Here is a 15,685-nt window from a genome sequence, read left to right on the forward strand (position 1 = left end):
CCGAACGAGCATAAGAATACTCTGCCCGCTGCCGCGCGCAGCGTGGGCGTGCGCCGCAATGGCCGGTTAACGTCTGTCACGTTGCGGTCATCTACAATGCCGCCAGTTGCCGAGCGCGAAGTGGCGCCGGCCCGCAACAAACAGGCAGCATGACCCGCGCGAAGAAATCAGCACCCAGAAAGAGAGCACCGGCCAGCAAAAGCCGGGCCGCCAGCCCCGGCCGCATCTACCGATTCCTGCGAACGTTCACGCTCACGTCGCTGGCCGCTTTCGGCGCGGCCACGTACGCGCTGAACCCGCAATGGCGCGCCCACTTCTCCATCGACGACATCCTTGCGCGCGTCGGTTGGCCGACCCAGGAAAAGTTCGCGCCTGCCGCGGTGCCCGCCGGCGGCATGGCGCACACGCGCTTTGCCGACTGCCCGCAATTCTTCCCGCAGCAGCGCCCGCCCGTCGTGCCCGCCAGCCAGGCGCTGCGCGAGCTGTGCTTTTCAAACTTCGCCATCCTGCACAACGGCCAGACCAAGACGCCGGTGTTCGTGGCCGAGCGCCTGAACCGCAAGATCCTGACGCTGGCGCAGGGCATGGAGCGGTCCGACAAGTTCTATGCCGAGGCACGCGTGCCGCGCGCCGAACGCGCAGAGCTGACGGACTACAAGGGATCGGGTTACTCGCGCGGTCATATGGCGCCGGCGGGCGACATGTCCACGCATGAGGCCATGGCGCAAAGCTTTTCGCTGGCCAACATGGTGCCGCAGGACCAGCGCCACAACGGTGGGCCGTGGAGCCAGATCGAACAGGACACGCGTAAGTATGTGATGCGGGCATCGGGCGATGTGTATGTGTTCACCGGTCCGTATTACGGCGACAAGCCCAAGGAGATTGGGTCCGGCGTGGCGGTGCCGAGCCATTTGTTCAAGGTCGTGTTTGATGCGTCCACGGGGCGCTCGTGGGTGCATTGGCAGGCGAATAGCGCAAACACAAAGGCGGGCGCGCCGATCAGTTATGAAGAGTTCGCGCGCCGCACGGGGATGCAGTTGCTGCCGACGGGGAATTGATCGTCTCGTCGGCGTTGACTGCCCGGTTTTAGTTTAGGTGTCGACCGCATATCACCCGCGGCGCCTACTTCGGCCGCGGCGATGGCAACCCCTGATCCACGGCGGGCCACTCTCCGGCCCGCAGGCGCGGCAGGCACAGCACCATCGCCTTCGCCACATTGCGCACCTCTTCCTGCACTGCCGTGTCCTCGTCCAGCTCCGCGTGGCTCGTGGCATACGGCTTGTAATAGCCAATGTAGCGATCCAGCTTCGACGACGCCCCGGCATCCACCAACCCCATCCATTCGAGCCAGTCGCAGAGCGCGCGCCGCTGCCCCTCGATGCCCGCCACGTCGCCGTGCACCACCACGCCGTAGGCGCGGCCGGCCAAGTGCTTCGGAAACGGCCACCCGTCCATCTCGATCTGCTTGGCCTTCATCGCGTCTTTGCCTGACGTCGTCGTCGGATCGGGGTTGCCGCCATCCGCACAGACCAGCCGGTCAATCATCAGCTTCAGGACGCTGGGCGACTGATACCAATAGGTTGGCGCGAGCAGAATCACGCCATGCGCCGACACCCACTGCTCGTAGATGTCGTTCATCGCATCGTTGTCCTGCCCGAGCGAATGATTGGGATAACAGCTACAGGGCCAATGGCAAAGCGGCATCGCGGTGGACACGCAGCCTTTGCAGGGGTGGATGAGGTACTGGTATTCCGACGTCAGGCGGCTCAGATCCAGCATGTCCGCCTGCACACCGGCCGACTCCAGTTCGTCGCGAATGATTTCAGACAGCCGCCAGGTTTTTGAGATTTCGCTGGGACAGGTCCCATCGTTGCGCGCCGCACCGATGACGACCAGGACGCGAGAACGTGTTTCTTGATTGCGCTGCACCAGTGCGGCGCGCGCAAGTCGATCGTGGGCGTCCTTCCATTCCACCGACAGGTCGTAATCGGGATCTGCATAGTCCGATCCTGCCTTGACGGTGACGGGCGCCTTGCGTCCGTTCTCGTAGGCGTCCCAAGCGATGGCTTCGAGCCGGTCCAACGCGTCGGCTTCCACCTTGAAGGCCGGATCGTAGAAGCGGCGCATGAACCGCAAGCGGAACGTGTCGCGCGGGAGCTTGCCGGCATATTGTCCTGATCGGACTTCGAGCTTTGGTTTGGCCATGGCGATGAGTCTGCAAGGATAAACGGCATTTCGCAGCAACTCTTATGCCCATCCGCCCGCCGCCGCGGAATGCGCCGTGCTGACCACGGTGCAAAGCGTCTAACCTTTCAAGGGCGCATTCAGTGCAGTAGGATGAACCGACCGACTGGAGGAATTATGCAAACAGCCAAGTGGGACTTTCAGATCGCGCAGCCCGAGCAGGACGGCGATGAATGGCGCATCGGCTACACGCTGATCTCGCCGATCGCCGGCGTGCCGTCCGAACGCATTGCCATCGACGAGCGGTTTCATTCCGCGCATGGCGCTATTGCCGAGGCGACCCGCCTCGCGCAGATTCATGTTGCCGACTTGAACGGCGAAGCGCCGACGTTCGAACGTCCGAGCGATGCCGAGGTGCCGTTCGACAAGGACCAGCGGTTTTAGGCAAACCCGCGCATACAAGCAAACGCAGCCACGCGATCGTCTCTCGCGTGGCTGCAACTCGCTACGTTTGTGCGTTCTAGGACAGGCCGTTCAGCGGGCCGGCGCCGGTGCGGTGCTGGCTGGTGTAGCCGGATTCGCCGGGGTGGCGGGCACCTGGATCTCTTTCTTGCGCAATACGCCACCGCCCTGCACGCTGCCCTGCACATTCGTGGGCGAGGTCATCTTCGCCACGCAGGTCGCCCGCTGCGATTCGGGCAGGCGGTTGCAGCGCGCCAGCTCGTTCTGCCGCAACTGCTCGGGGCTCTCGGCACTTAGATTCTGACGATCACGCTCTTGCCGCGCCGCGGCCGCTTCGCGGAGGCACGTCTCGAGCGGTTGGCCGGAAGCACCACTCTTGCAGGTCGCGACATCCTGCTGGTGTTGCGCTTGCGAGGTAGCGCTGGTGTCAGCGGCGTAGGCCGCGCCCGTGGCCCACGTCATACCCGCCAGGCAAAGAATCGCGGAAACTCTTTTCAGGGGCACTTGAACAGCATTCATCTTGTGAACAGTATTCATGGTCAGCTCCTCAAAATAGGGACATGCGCCCGGCGACACGCCGAACGGAATCTCCCGGCGATATATCTAACACGCAGGGTTCAGAAGTAGCAGCAAACGAAGTAACGCGATGTGTCAACCGCCGCGTTCGATAGGCGTGTTTCAACGCGCAAGGTAGGCGCGTACGAGTTCCATCAAATACTGGCCTTGCGGCGTCGGCGTGGTGTCACGGCGGCGCACGATATACACATCCCGCGCGATGTCGGGATCCAGCACAGGGATCGACTTCAGGCCATACCCATGCGCTTCGAACAACGCCGGCATGATGGTCACGAAATTGCCCGATTGCACCAGCCCGATCATGGTGGCCAGCTGATCGACTTCGATGGTCCAGGGCAACTCCAGCCCGCGAGCGTTCAGGACACTGTCGATCTGCAAACGGGTGGAACTGACCGGATTCAGCCCCACTACCGGCAGGCCCGGCAGCTTTTTCCAAGACAGCTTGCGGCTGCGTGGCGCCAGGGCAGAACCCTCGGCAAACACCAGGTTGTAGCCATAGGTGGCGACGCGCTCGGCCTCCAGCGTGGGGCCGAATGACACCGGCGTGGTGATGCCGAATTCCACCTCGCGCTCTTCGACCAATCCCGTCGTGACGGTCGCGTTGCCGTCGCGGATGGACAGATACACCTGCGGATGCCGTGCATAGAATTGGGGCAGCACATTCGGCAGCACCGAATAGCCTACCGAAGCCACCGTGCTCACCATCAGCGTGCCTTCGTGCCCCCGCGCGCGGCGAGCGGCCTCGGCCAGGCTGGCATCCATCTGGGTAACGATGGGCAGCACGCGCTCATACAGCGCGCGGCCTGTCGACGTCAGCACCACGCTGCGCGTCGTACGTTCAAACAAGCGTCCGCCGATTTCCGATTCCAGCTTTGCGATACGCCGGCTCAACGCCGACGTCGTGACGCACAGCAGCGCGGCGGCGGACGTGTATTGGCCCATGCGCGCCACGCAGCAGAACGAGCGGATATCTTCCAGATCGTAATTGATTCGCATGGATCAAGAATCGTTGAAATTTTTTCGATAGACGTAACTATACGCGCGGCCTGAACATGCGGGCATCACTTCAACGAGCCATCATGAATCCACAAGGCAAGGGCATTTTTCTGAAATCGATGAACAGCTTCTTCGTGGGCGGCGCGACCGCCGTGCTTGAAGGCCTGCCCGTCGAATATCGCAGCATGGTCCTGAACGGTTCCCCGCGCGAGGTCAACCCAAACGGAGAGCAGGTCTATGGGCAGATGTATGTCCAGGAATACCGCCTGGCACAGCCCCGGCATCCGGATCCGGTGCTGCTTTGGCATGGCGGGGGCATGACCGGCTGCACATGGGAAACGACCCCAGATGGCCGCAACGGCTGGCTGTGGAAATTCCTGGATGCCGGTTACGACGTCCTGGTCAGCGACGCAGTGGAACGCGGCCGTTCGTCGTGGGCACGCTTCCCGCAGGTGTATCGCGAGTCGCCCGTCTTTCGCACCAAGCGCGAGGCCTGGACGACGTTTCGGATCGGACCCGTCTACGACCCGGATCCGCCGCAGCGAAAGGCCTATCCAGGGCAACAGTTTCCCACCGAGGCGTTCGACGCGTTCGCCAATCAATGGGTGCCGCGCTGGCCGGGCCACGAGTCCATGATCCTGGCGGCGTATGAAGCGTTGATCGACCGGGTCGGGCATTGCCATATCGTCGCCCACAGCCAGGGCGCGGGCTTTGCCGCCGAGATTGCGCGCCGCCGTCCTCAAGCAGTGCGCCGGGTGGTGGGCGTGGAGCCTGGCGGTATGCCGCAAGCGGCGCCGATTGAAGCGCTGCCGCCGCATCTTGTTGTGTGGGGCGACTTCATTGAAGCGTCGGGCTCGCACTGGGTCGGCTACCGCCAACAAGCCGAGCGTTATCTGGATTCCATCCGGAGGTGCGCCGACGTGTCGGTGCTGGACCTGCCCGCCAGCGGCGTAGCGGGCAATTCCCACCTGCCGATGATGGACCGCAATAGCGACGAGGTGTTCCAACGCGTCTTGAAGTGGCTGCAAAGCTGAAGCAACACGAACGAAAACAACAGGAGACAACCATGACCATTCGACCTTTTTCCAGCGCCGCGCTGCTGGGAGCCCTTGTGTTGGGAGGAACCAGCGCGGCGCATGCGCAGGCCTACCCCGCCCATCCCATCAAGCTCATCGTGGGCTACGCACCGGCAGGATCGGTGGACACGTTCGCTCGCATCATCGCCCCCGAACTGGGCCGCGAGCTGGGCCAGACCATCGTCATCGAGAACGTCGCGGGAGCCGGCGGCATCATCGGCGTCACGCGCGCGGTCAACGCCAAGCCCGACGGGTACACGGTGCTGATGGGCATCGTGTCCGATGTCGTGATCGCGCCCATTCTGCAATCGTCGGCCAAATACACCTACCGCGACCTGGCCGCCGTCGCGCCGCTGGGCACAAGCGGCGTTGGCGTCGTGGCGAATCCGAATCTGGGCGTGAAATCGTTCGGCGACCTGATTACGCGCGCCAAGGCAAACCCGGGCAAGCTGACGTACGGCGCCACGGGCGTCGGCTCGCTGCCCGCCATCGCCATGGAGAGTTTCAAGCTCACCACGGGTACGGACATCACGTTCATTCCCTACGCCAGCGCGTCGAAAATCGCGACCGATGTCATCGGCGGCAATGTTGATATCGCGGTGTCCGGGCTGCCAGCCCTGCTCGAACTAATTAAAAGCGGCCGTGTGACGGGCGTGGGCGTCATGAGCCGCGAACGCGACATCGGCAACCCGGACTTGGCGTCGGCGGGTGAAACACCGGAACTCAAAGGGATGGACTATTACTTCTGGACCGGAATTTTTGCACCGTCGAATACGCCGGCCCCCATCGTCCAGACGTTGAACGCCGCGTTCAGCCGTGTCATGGCCAAGCCGGAGATCCAGGCACGGTTCAAGGAATTGGGTGTCAAGGTCAGCCCGGCCACCTCGCCATCTGCGTTCGGCCAGTTTGTGGCAAGCAGCGATGCGCAATGGCAAAAGCTGATCGAAGAAGCGAAGATCCCGCGTCAGTAGGAGGAAGGGACGGAGCATGCGATTACACGCCTAAGCTCACACGCTCGAAGCCTGATCGCGAGTCGGGCGGACCAACAAAATGGCCCCAACCTCGGTGAGTTTGGGGCCATCTTTATGGTGGTCCCAATTTTCTTGGACCACCTGTCGTCTTTGCTTGCACTGCGGAAATCCGGAGACCCGCATGGATATTGGTCGGGGCGGTGGGATTCGAACTCACGACCCTCTGCTCCCAAAGCAGATGCGCTACCAGGCTGCGCTACGCCCCGAAGGGTGGAGACTATACCAGAAACTGGTGTCTGGCGTCCGCTGCGCCCGACCCTGCGGTCAGCCGAAGCGGCCCGTAATGTAGTCCTCGGTTTCCTTACGCGAAGGCTTCACGAAGATCTGGTCGGTCTGACCGAATTCCATCAGCTCACCCAGATACATATACGCCGTGTAATCCGAGCAACGCGCAGCCTGCTGCATGTTGTGCGTCACGATCACGACGGTGTAGTCGTTCTTCAGTTCAGCGATCAGTTCTTCGATCTTGGCGGTGGAGATCGGATCCAGCGCCGAGCACGGCTCATCCAGCAGCAGCACTTCGGGCTTGATCGCCACGCCGCGCGCGATGCACAGACGCTGTTGCTGGCCGCCGGACAGGCTGTTGCCGCTCTGGTGCAGCTTGTCCTTCACTTCGTTCCACAATGCAGCCTTGCTCAGCGCCCATTCCACGCGCTCGTCCATCTCGCCTTTCGACAGGCGCTCGAACAGACGCACGCCGAAAGCGATATTGTCGTAGATGCTCATGGGAAACGGCGTGGGCTTCTGGAAGACCATGCCGATCTTGGCGCGGATCAGCGAGATGTCGGTCTTGGCCGTGAGCAGATTGTCGCCGTCCAGCAGAATTTCGCCCTCGGCGCGCTGGCCGGGGTACAGCTCGAACATCCGGTTGAATGTGCGCAGCAGCGTCGATTTGCCGCAGCCCGACGGACCGATGAAGGCGGTGACCTTCTTCTCCTGGATCGACATGTTCACGTTACGAATCGCGTGGAACTTGCCGTAATAGAAGTTCAGGTTCTTGACCTCGAGCTTGTTCTTGACTGCGGTAGCGGTGTTTTCCATTGGGTTTCCCTTGGATGTCGGCGCGGCCAGCGCGCCGGCAAAGCGATCTTTATTTGCGGAACAGGTTGCGGGCGATGATGTTGATGCCCAACACCAGCAGCGTGATCAGCGTGGCGCCGGCCCAGGCCAGGTTGTTCCAGTCCTTGAAGGGGCTGGCGGCGTATTGGTAGATGACGACCGGCAGGTTGGCCATCGGGCCGTTCATGTTCAGCGACATGAACTGATTCGACAGCGCGGTGAACAGCAGCGGCGCGGTTTCGCCGGAGATGCGGGCGATGGCAAGCAGCACGCCGGTGATGATGCCGGACTTGGCGGCGCGATAGCAGACCAGCGTGATCATGCGCCACTTCGGGCAGCCCAGCGCGGCGGTCGCCTCGCGCAGGCTGTTGGGCACCAGCAGCAGCATGTTGTCGGTGGTGCGGACCACGACCGGGATCACCAGGATGGACAGCGCAATGGCGCCGGCCCAACCCGAGTAATGCCCGACCTGCGCCACATACACGGCATAGATGAACAGGCCGATGATGATGGACGGCGCCGACAGCAGCACGTCGTTCAGGAAGCGCGTGGCCGGGGCCAGCCACCCGCGCTGGCCGTATTCAGCCAGATAGGTGCCGGCCAGGATGCCGACCGGCGTGCCGATCAGCGTGCCGACGCCCGCCATCATCACACTGCCGAGAATGGCGTTGAGCAAGCCCCCTGCCTGGCCCGGCGGCGGCGTGATTTCGGTGAAGAGCGTGTACGACAGCGCGGGCGCACCCTTCATCAGCAACGTGAGAATGATCCAGAACAGCCAGAACAGGCCGAAGACCAGCGTCGTCATCGACACGGCGAGCATGATGCGATTGACCACGCGGCGCCGGCGGTAGATGCCGTTCTGCATGTTGAGTACGGATTCAGCCATGATTTTTTCCTTGTGCTCCGGGCGTCAGGTCTTCTTGCCTTCGCCGGCGGACAGGCGGACCAGCAGCGTCTTGGCCAGGGCCAGCACGATGGTCGTGATGAGGAACAGGATCAGGCCCAGTTCCAGCAACGCCGCCTTCTGGATGCCGCCCGCCTCGTTGAATTCGTTGGCGAGCGCCGAGGCGATGGAGTTGCCGGGCGAGAACAGGGAACCGGACCACTTGAAGGCGTTGCCGATGACGAAGGTCACGGCCATGGTCTCGCCCAGGGCACGGCCCAGGCCGAGCATGATGCCGCCGATGACGCCCGACTTGGTGAAGGGCAGCACCACGCGCCACATCACTTCCCAGGTCGTGCTGCCCAGGCCGTAGGCCGATTCCTTGAGCATCGCGGGGACCAGTTCGAACACGTCGCGCATCACCGCGGCGATGAACGGGATGATCATGATCGAGAGGATCAGGCCGGCGGTGAAGATGCCGATACCGAACGGTGGGCCCGCAAACAGACCGCCGATGATGGGAAGATTGCCCAACGTCGCGATCAGGAACGGCTGCACGTACTGCTGGAACACGGGCACGAAGACGAACAGGCCCCACATGCCGTAAATGATGGACGGGATGGCCGCCAGCATTTCGATGGCGGTGCCCAGCGGGCGGCGCAGCCAGGTCGGGGAGAGTTCGGTCAGGAAGATGGCGATGCCGAAGGACACCGGCACGGCGATGATCAGTGCGATCGCGGACGTCAGCAACGTGCCGATGATCGGCACGACGGCGCCGTAATTGGAGTTGACCGGGTCCCAGTCATTGAGCCACAGGAACGACAGGCCATATTTGGCCAGCGATTCGCGGCTGCCGTAGATGAGGGAGATGAGAATCGCCGCCAGAAGAATGAACACCAGGAAGGCGAACAGGCGGGTCAGATTCTTGAACAGCGCATCCATCAGCGCGTTTTTTGTTTGCTTCATAGGCGAAGGCGTGCCGGTAGTCACGGAATCCGCCACGCTGGGCGGAAGCGGCACACTATTATCCATTACCGCGCTCATGGATGGACTTTCCTTAGGAAACCTGGGGGAACAGCAGAGAGGTCGATTTACAAGCGGCGGCCCCGCCCGCCATCAGGCGTCGGGGCCGCTCGGTACTGATTTACTTCCAGACAGCCTGGCCGTCAGCGGACTTCACTTCGCCCCAGGCGGCGCGGATTTCCTTGGTCACGGCTTCCGGCAGCGGCACGTAGTCCATGGCTTCAGCCGACTTGGCGCCGTTCTTGAAGGCCCAGTCGAAGAAGTCCAGCACAGCCTTGCCCTGAACCGGCTTGTCTTGCGACTTGTGGATCAGGATGAAGGTGGCGGCGGTGACGGGCCACGAATCGGCGCCCGGCTCGTCGGTCAGGACCACGCCCATGCCCGGCGCGCTCTTCCAGTCGGCGTTGGCGGCCGCGGCAGCGAAAGCCTTTTGCTCGGGCTGGACGAACTTGCCGTCCTTGTTCTGCAGTTGCGTCCAGGCCAGCTTGTTCTGCTTGGCGTAGGCGTATTCGACGTAGCCGATCGAGTTCTTCAGCTGGCCGACGTAGGCGGCGACGCCTTCGTTGCCCTTGCCGCCCTGACCGGTGGGCCACTTGACGGCCTTGCCTTCACCGACTTGCGACTTCCACTCCGGCGACACCTTGGACAGGTAGTTCGTCCAGCCGAAGGTGGTGCCCGAGCCGTCCGAACGGTGCACGACGATGATGTCGGCCGAGGGCAGCTTGACGTCGGGGTTCAGCGCCTTCAGCGCAGCGTCGTCCCACTTCTTGATCTTGCCCAGGAAGATGTCGGCCAGGACCTTGCCCGACAGCTTCAGCTTGCCCGGCTCGACGCCGTCGACGTTCACGACGGCGACAGTGCCGCCGATCACGGCGGGGAATTGCAGCAGGCCGTGCTTTTCCAGGTCGGCAGCCTTCATCGGGTCATCCGAGGCGCCGAAGTCGACCGTCTTTGCAATGATCTGCTGTTGACCGCCGCCCGAACCGATGGACTGGTAGTTGACCGCGTTGTTGGTCGCAGCCTTGTAGTCGGACGCCCACTTGGCGTAGATCGGGTACGGGAACGATGCGCCGGCGCCGGTGACGTTGGCGGCCTGGACGGCAAAAACGGCGGCGCTCAGCGCGACGCCCACGGAAACTTGCTTGAAGACACGTTTGAACATCTGGGTTCCTTCTGTGCTCGTTAAAGGAGTCTTGGCAGGCTTTTTAGCTGCCTGTCTTTCAGCGACCCTCGCATCTTAGGTACCCAACGTGACAAGACCATGACAGTCATGATCCCCCCCCGACGCGCTTCGCGCCTCCCCCCAGGGGGCGCCGGTGGCGGACCGGCGAAGCCGGATCCGCGCGGCCGCGCTCGGGAGGCCGAAGCTCGAAGAAAAGCCCATTCCCGCTGAGGGAATGGGCTCGTCGCGCCGGTGACACCGGCCAGGCGTAAAGTGGCGTTTGCCCCCCCTTACTCATTTGGGGACAGAACACTAACCTGCTACACGCCCAGCTTCTGCATCAGGAACTGGTGCAGGTTGTAGGGCTCGCGGCGGCTCTTGACGCGCGCGTAGTCGCCGCTGGGTTGCTGCTGCCAGGCCAACTGGTTGTCGCGCAGTGCGTACGTGAAGGCCTCGTCGATAACGCGTTTCTTGAGCGTCTTGTCGTAGATCGGGAAGGCGATCTCGACGCGGCGGAAGAAGTTGCGGTCCATCCAGTCGGCGGACGACAGGTACACCGTCTCTTCGCCGTCGGCGTAGAAATAGAAGACGCGGGAATGCTCCAGGAAGCGGCCCACGATGGAGCGCACACGGATGTTTTCTGACAGCCCCGGCACCCCGGCGCGCAAGGCGCAGACGCCCCGCACGATCAGGTCGATCTTCACGCCCGCCTGGCTGGCCTTGTACAGCTCGGCGATGATCTGCTCTTCCAGAAGCGAATTCATCTTGGCCATGATGCGCGACCGTTTGCCCGCCTTGGCGGCGCGCGCCTCGGCGCGGATCAGCGACACCATGCCTTCGTGCAGGGTGAACGGCGACTGCATCAGCGATTTGAGCGCGCGGCGCGCACCCAGGCCGGTCAACTGCGCGAACACCTTGTCCATGTCCTCGCACAGCTTCGGGTCCGCCGTCAGCAGCCCGAAATCGGTGTACAGACGCGCGGTGCGCGGGTGGTAATTGCCGGTGCCCAAGTGGGCATAGCGGCGCAGACGACCCTTTTCCCGGCGCAGCACCACCGCCATCTTGGCGTGCGTCTTGTGCGCAACCACGCCGTAGACGACGTGCGCCCCCACCTCTTCCAGCTTGGAGGCCCAGTTGATGTTGGTCTGCTCGTCAAAGCGCGCCATCAGCTCCACCACCACCGTCACTTCCTTGCCGGCGCGCGCGGCCGCCAGCAGGATCTTCATCAGCTCGGAGTCCTCGCCGGTGCGGTAGATGGTCTGCTTGATGGCCATCACGTCCGGATCCAGCGCGGCGGCGGTCAGGAAGTCGATGACGGGCTGGAACGACTGATAGGGATGGTGCAGCAGGCGGTCGCACTCGGCCACTGCCTCAAAGAGTTCCGCGGGCTTGTCGCCGACGCGGTCAAACGGCGCGGGCACGGGCGCGCGGTAGTCGGGAAACAGCAGGTCCGGGCGCGCCGCGGAATTGCACAGCTGCATGAGCCGCGACAGGTTCACCGGGCCGGGCACGCGATAGGTGTCGTCGGCCTTGAGCGAAAACTCGCGCTGCAGGAAGGTTTCCAGTTCGACGGGCGTCAGCTTGTCGATCTCAAGGCGGACGGCCGCGCCGAAGTTGCGCTGCGACAGCTCGCCCTGCAGCGCATGGCGCAGGTTGGTGACTTCTTCCTCGTCCACGAAGAGGTCGCTGTTGCGCGTGACGCGCCACTGGTAGCAACCCAGCATCTCCAGGCCCGGGAACAGCTCGCCCACGAACGCGCGCAGGAGGGAAGTCAGGAGGATGTAGCCCTCGGGTTGGCCCGAGAGCTCCTGCGGCATCTTGATCAGGCGCGGCAGCGCGCGGGGCGCCTGGACGATGGCGATGGACGCCTGACGGCCGAACGCGTCAGCGCCGGCCAGCGACACGATGAAATTCAGGCTCTTGTTGTAGACGCGCGGAAACGGGTGCGCCGGGTCCAGCCCGATGGGGGTCAACAGCGGCATCACGTCACGGTGGAACACGTCGCGCGCCCATTCCTGCTGCTCCGGATTCCATTCGGAAGCGTGATGCAGCGCGATGCCCTCCTTGTGCATGGCGGGCAGGATCTGATCGTTGAGCAGGTTGTACTGGCGGTTCACCAGTTCGTGCACCGCCTGCTGGACGCATTCGAATGCCTCGTCGGGCGTCATGCCGTCCGGGCCGACCAGATTGGGCGACTGGCGCTGCTGCTCTTTCAGGCTGGAGATCCGGATCTCGAAAAACTCGTCCAGGTTGGAACTGACGATGCACACGTAGCGCAGCCTTTCCAGCAGCGGCGTCTTGGGGTTTTCCGCCATCGCCAGCACGCGTTCGTTGAACTTGAGCAGCGACAATTCGCGATTCATGAGCAGAGGCTCGCCTGGCGGACGTGTGGGCATACCGGATTCCATACGAAAAGAGAGCGTGAAGTTTTACTGCAAACAGGTGACGGTTCTATGACAGCGCCCAATCGCTAAGGGTACGTCAAATGCGGGACATATGGCGCACCGGACAATGGCTTCCAAGCCTCTGTTCCGTAAGCAAAAACCCGTATCCGGCGGCGTTGTCACATGGGGTCCTTATAATCGGTCCACCTCACAGCCAATATTACGAGCCGCATGGATCAACTTCTGGCCGCGGTGGACCTCGGGTCCAACAGCTTTCGCCTCTCCATCGGACGCATCGTTCAGCAGGACGGTACGCCCCAGATCTACCAGATCGACCGCCTCAAGGAAACCGTCCGGCTCGCCGCCGGTTTGGACGCCGAAAAACGGCTTGGCGACGCCGCCATCGACCGCGCCATTGCCGTCCTGGAACGCTTCGGCGAACGCCTGCGCAGTTTCCACCCCAACCGGGTCCGTGCGGTTGCCACCAACACGTTCCGCGTCGCCCGCAATACCAAAGATTTCCTGCCCCGGGCCGAAGCCGCATTGGGCTTTCCCATTGAAGTCATTGCCGGCCGCGAAGAGGCCCGCCTGATCTTCACGGGCGTGGCCCACACCCTGCCCCCCTCGCCCAACAAGCGCCTGGTCATCGACATCGGCGGCGGTTCCACCGAAGTCATCATCGGCAAGGGCCACGAACCGGGCCTGATGTCCTCGCTGTACATGGGCTGCGTCAGCTACAGCCGCCAGTTCTTCTCGGACGGCGTGGTGGATGCGCACCAGATGAAGCAGGCCGAGCTGGCCGCGCGCCGCGAAATCGAAGTCATCGCCAAGCAATACCGCAAGATGGGCTGGAAGGAAGCCTATGGCTCCTCCGGCACCGCCAAGGCGCTCTTTGCGATCCTGACCGAAGGCGGCTATTCCGACCGCGGCATCACGCGCTCGGGCCTGACCAAGCTGAAGGACCGTCTCATCCGCTCGGGCCGCGTCATTCCGTCCGAGCTTCCCGGCATCAAGATCGAACGCGCCGACGTGCTGCCCGGCGGGCTGGCCATCATGAGCGCGCTGTTCGACGAGCTGGGCATCGATGTCATGCACACCGGCGACGGCGCACTGCGCCTGGGCGTGTTGTACGACCTGCTGGGCCGTGACGACGAGCACGACAAGCGCGACGAATCGGTACGCCAGTTCGTCAAGCGCTATCACGTGGACGTAAACCAGGCGCGCCGCGTTCGCCACGCCGCCCTCAGCCTGTTCGACGCCATGTTCCCCGAAGGCCAGGAGCGCGCCGAGCTGCGTCCCGCACTGGGCTGGGCGGCCGATCTGCACGAAGTGGGTCTGTCGATTGCCCACAACGCGTATCACAAGCACACCGCCTACGTGCTGGAAAACGCCGACATGCCGGGCTTTTCACGCGCCGACCAGCAACTGCTGGCCTTGCTGGCGCTGGGACACCAGGGCAAGCTGGCCAAGGTGGAACCGCTGGTGCGCACGCGCCCGCAATGGAAGGCCATCCTGGCGCTGCGTCTGGCGGTGTTGCTGTTCCGCCGCCGCGGCGAGATCGAACCCCTGCCCCTCACCGCGTCGGTCCGCGACAATTCCATCGTGGTGCGCGTCAACCGAGAATGGCTGGCCGAACACCCGCTCAGCGACTTCACGCTGCGCGCGGAAGAAGCCGAGTGGAACAAGGTCGGGTTTTCGTTCGAACTGCTGGAGTTCTGAAAATCAAGAACGGGGCGGCGCGGCCGCCCCGGCTGATCAGAATGGCGAGAGATCGGTTTCCCGATCCAGCCGCCTGAGTTCCATGCGCAGCGGCCGGGTGGCCCGCCGGATCAGTCTGATTGTCATTCGGCGGAACAGGCGGCGCATGATGGATGGGGTCTAGCGCTGGGTGGCGATGATGGCCGGCTGGTCCAGGCCGAAGTGGCGACGGTAGCGCTCGTCCATGCGCTCCATCTTCAAGAGCACCGGGAAGTCGGCGGCGTTGAAATCCGGATCCCATGCCGGTTCGCCGCATACCTTGGCGCCCAGCTTCAGATAGCCCTTGATCAGCGGCGGCACGCGCGCCGGCAAGGTGCTGTTGAGCTTTTCGACCGGGTAGCGGTGCAGCGGCGTGACGCGCGGCTCGTTGCCCTGGGGCATCTGCTTGGCCACCGTACGCCACACTTCCGCTGCGGTGACGCCGTCATCGCGCAGGCTGACGCTGGCGCAACCGAGCACGTATTCGTAACCGCCGCGGCGCAGGTATTCCGCCAGGCCGGACCACAGCAGCATGATGACCGCGCCGCCACGGTAATCGGCGTGGGTGCAGGAGCGGCCGACTTCAACGACTTCGTCGCGGATGGCGCCAAGGCCCGACAGGTCGAATTCCGACTGCGAGTAATAGCCGCCGGCTTCGCGCGCTTTTTCGGGGGTCAGGATCCGATACGTGCCAACGACTCGGTCGGTGTCGAGTTCGCGGACCATCAGGTGTTCACAGAACGGATCGAAGCGGTCTTGCTCGATGCCATCTTGCGCATCGGGGAAGACGACACCCATGTCTTCGGTGAAGACCTCATAGCGCAGGCGTTGGATCTGCTCTATTTCTTCGGCGGTACGCGCCAGGCCGACAGCCAGGACCTTCGGGGCGGAGCCCGTCCAGGGTTCTGCGGTACTGCGGCTCGGATTGATGCGTGCTAATTCCAGCATTGCGCGAAGCTCCTAGAGAGTCCAGCCAGTGTGGACGCCCTGTATGTCAATGACTTGACCAATATGTTACGTGACTATGACGCTTAAACCGGCATCGAAAACGCAAACAAACAAAAGGCCACGCGACGATTTCGACGCGTGGCCCACATATTAAATCGAAACTC

Annotated in this window: 14 protein-coding genes and 1 tRNA gene; 5 read left to right on the forward strand and 10 right to left on the reverse strand. The window is 63.1% G+C overall.

Annotated elements, in window-relative coordinates; translation table 11 throughout:
• Positions 1-149: 149 nt before the first annotated feature.
• Positions 150-1,058 (forward strand): DNA/RNA non-specific endonuclease, encoded by a 909-nt coding sequence (locus AB3147_RS21080; RefSeq protein ID WP_367352890.1) that lies wholly within the window; start codon positions 150-152, stop codon positions 1,056-1,058.
• Positions 1,059-1,122: 64 nt separating this feature from the next.
• Here the strand turns inward: AB3147_RS21080 and AB3147_RS21085 are convergent, their stop codons facing one another.
• Positions 1,123-2,205, reverse strand: a complete 1,083-nt coding sequence (locus AB3147_RS21085; RefSeq protein WP_367352891.1) for a flavodoxin family protein — start codon at positions 2,203-2,205, stop codon at positions 1,123-1,125.
• A gap of 156 nt (positions 2,206-2,361) precedes the next feature.
• On the opposite strand from AB3147_RS21085, the gene AB3147_RS21090 reads away from it, so the two are divergent.
• On the forward strand, positions 2,362-2,628 hold the full coding sequence (locus tag AB3147_RS21090; protein ID WP_343738481.1) for a hypothetical protein: 267 nt from the start codon (positions 2,362-2,364) through the stop codon (positions 2,626-2,628).
• Between the two features lie 90 nt (positions 2,629-2,718).
• Here AB3147_RS21090 and AB3147_RS21095 read toward each other — a convergent pair whose 3' ends face one another.
• Both AB3147_RS21095 and AB3147_RS21100 read right to left on the reverse strand, forming a co-directional pair.
• A complete protein-coding gene (locus tag AB3147_RS21095; RefSeq protein ID WP_367352892.1) occupies positions 2,719-3,183 on the reverse strand; it encodes a hypothetical protein in 465 nt (154 codons plus the stop codon).
• Positions 3,184-3,324: 141 nt separating this feature from the next.
• Complete coding sequence (locus AB3147_RS21100) at positions 3,325-4,218, reverse strand: LysR family transcriptional regulator (RefSeq protein ID WP_367352893.1); 894 nt, start codon at positions 4,216-4,218, stop codon at positions 3,325-3,327.
• A gap of 83 nt (positions 4,219-4,301) precedes the next feature.
• Here AB3147_RS21100 and AB3147_RS21105 point away from each other — a divergent pair, with 83 nt between their 5' ends.
• On the forward strand, positions 4,302-5,252 hold the full coding sequence (locus AB3147_RS21105; RefSeq protein ID WP_367352894.1) for an alpha/beta hydrolase family protein: 951 nt from the start codon (positions 4,302-4,304) through the stop codon (positions 5,250-5,252).
• Between the two features lie 32 nt (positions 5,253-5,284).
• A complete protein-coding gene (locus tag AB3147_RS21110; RefSeq protein ID WP_367352895.1) occupies positions 5,285-6,265 on the forward strand; it encodes a Bug family tripartite tricarboxylate transporter substrate binding protein in 981 nt (326 codons plus the stop codon).
• Positions 6,266-6,454: 189 nt separating this feature from the next.
• On the opposite strand, the gene AB3147_RS21115 is transcribed toward AB3147_RS21110, so the two are convergent.
• From AB3147_RS21115 to ppk1, 6 genes are all read right to left on the reverse strand, one after another.
• Positions 6,455-6,531, reverse strand: a tRNA-Pro gene (locus AB3147_RS21115).
• Positions 6,532-6,589: 58 nt separating this feature from the next.
• On the reverse strand, positions 6,590-7,366 hold the full coding sequence (gene pstB, locus AB3147_RS21120) for a phosphate ABC transporter ATP-binding protein PstB (RefSeq protein ID WP_175126057.1): 777 nt from the start codon (positions 7,364-7,366) through the stop codon (positions 6,590-6,592).
• A 49-nt stretch (positions 7,367-7,415) separates the two neighbouring features.
• Entirely contained in the window at positions 7,416-8,270 is an 855-nt protein-coding gene (gene pstA, locus AB3147_RS21125; RefSeq protein ID WP_082579045.1) for a phosphate ABC transporter permease PstA, read from the reverse strand.
• A 24-nt stretch (positions 8,271-8,294) separates the two neighbouring features.
• The gene (gene pstC, locus AB3147_RS21130; protein WP_175126056.1) at positions 8,295-9,311 is read right to left on the reverse strand and encodes a phosphate ABC transporter permease subunit PstC; all 1,017 of its coding nucleotides are present in this window, start codon (positions 9,309-9,311) and stop codon (positions 8,295-8,297) included.
• A gap of 100 nt (positions 9,312-9,411) precedes the next feature.
• Positions 9,412-10,452: a phosphate ABC transporter substrate-binding protein PstS gene (gene pstS, locus AB3147_RS21135; RefSeq protein ID WP_175138263.1), complete on the reverse strand. Its 1,041-nt coding sequence runs from the start codon at positions 10,450-10,452 to the stop codon at positions 9,412-9,414.
• A 320-nt stretch (positions 10,453-10,772) separates the two neighbouring features.
• Complete coding sequence (ppk1, locus tag AB3147_RS21140) at positions 10,773-12,848, reverse strand: polyphosphate kinase 1 (RefSeq protein ID WP_175138262.1); 2,076 nt, start codon at positions 12,846-12,848, stop codon at positions 10,773-10,775.
• Between the two features lie 219 nt (positions 12,849-13,067).
• Here ppk1 and ppx point away from each other — a divergent pair, with 219 nt between their 5' ends.
• The gene (ppx, locus tag AB3147_RS21145; protein ID WP_175138261.1) at positions 13,068-14,555 is read left to right on the forward strand and encodes an exopolyphosphatase; all 1,488 of its coding nucleotides are present in this window, start codon (positions 13,068-13,070) and stop codon (positions 14,553-14,555) included.
• A gap of 159 nt (positions 14,556-14,714) precedes the next feature.
• Here the strand turns inward: ppx and AB3147_RS21150 are convergent, their stop codons facing one another.
• Entirely contained in the window at positions 14,715-15,521 is an 807-nt protein-coding gene (locus AB3147_RS21150) for a GNAT family N-acetyltransferase (RefSeq protein ID WP_175126052.1), read from the reverse strand.
• Between the last annotated feature and the right edge of the window lie 164 nt (positions 15,522-15,685).

The organism is Achromobacter animicus, from assembly GCF_040775605.1.
In the GTDB taxonomy this organism is placed as follows: Bacteria; Pseudomonadota; Gammaproteobacteria; order Burkholderiales; family Burkholderiaceae_B; genus Achromobacter; species Achromobacter animicus.

Excerpts from the sequence above, each read along its gene's own strand:
- pstC (WP_175126056.1), bottom strand. The coding sequence starts at position 9,311 with ATGAGCGCGGTAATGGATAATAGTGTGCCGCTTCCGCCCAGCGTGGCG.
- AB3147_RS21150 (WP_175126052.1), bottom strand. The coding sequence starts at position 15,521 with ATGCTGGAATTAGCACGCATCAATCCGAGCCGCAGTACCGCAGAACCC.
- AB3147_RS21105 (WP_367352894.1), top strand. The coding sequence starts at position 4,302 with ATGAATCCACAAGGCAAGGGCATTTTTCTGAAATCGATGAACAGCTTC.
- AB3147_RS21080 (WP_367352890.1), top strand. The coding sequence starts at position 150 with ATGACCCGCGCGAAGAAATCAGCACCCAGAAAGAGAGCACCGGCCAGC.
- pstS (WP_175138263.1), bottom strand. The coding sequence starts at position 10,452 with ATGTTCAAACGTGTCTTCAAGCAAGTTTCCGTGGGCGTCGCGCTGAGC.
- AB3147_RS21085 (WP_367352891.1), bottom strand. The coding sequence starts at position 2,205 with ATGGCCAAACCAAAGCTCGAAGTCCGATCAGGACAATATGCCGGCAAG.
- ppx (WP_175138261.1), top strand. The coding sequence starts at position 13,068 with ATGGATCAACTTCTGGCCGCGGTGGACCTCGGGTCCAACAGCTTTCGC.
- AB3147_RS21090 (WP_343738481.1), top strand. The coding sequence starts at position 2,362 with ATGCAAACAGCCAAGTGGGACTTTCAGATCGCGCAGCCCGAGCAGGAC.
- pstB (WP_175126057.1), bottom strand. The coding sequence starts at position 7,366 with ATGGAAAACACCGCTACCGCAGTCAAGAACAAGCTCGAGGTCAAGAAC.
- pstA (WP_082579045.1), bottom strand. The coding sequence starts at position 8,270 with ATGGCTGAATCCGTACTCAACATGCAGAACGGCATCTACCGCCGGCGC.
- AB3147_RS21100 (WP_367352893.1), bottom strand. The coding sequence starts at position 4,218 with ATGCGAATCAATTACGATCTGGAAGATATCCGCTCGTTCTGCTGCGTG.
- AB3147_RS21110 (WP_367352895.1), top strand. The coding sequence starts at position 5,285 with ATGACCATTCGACCTTTTTCCAGCGCCGCGCTGCTGGGAGCCCTTGTG.
- ppk1 (WP_175138262.1), bottom strand. The coding sequence starts at position 12,848 with ATGCCCACACGTCCGCCAGGCGAGCCTCTGCTCATGAATCGCGAATTG.
- AB3147_RS21095 (WP_367352892.1), bottom strand. The coding sequence starts at position 3,183 with ATGAATACTGTTCACAAGATGAATGCTGTTCAAGTGCCCCTGAAAAGA.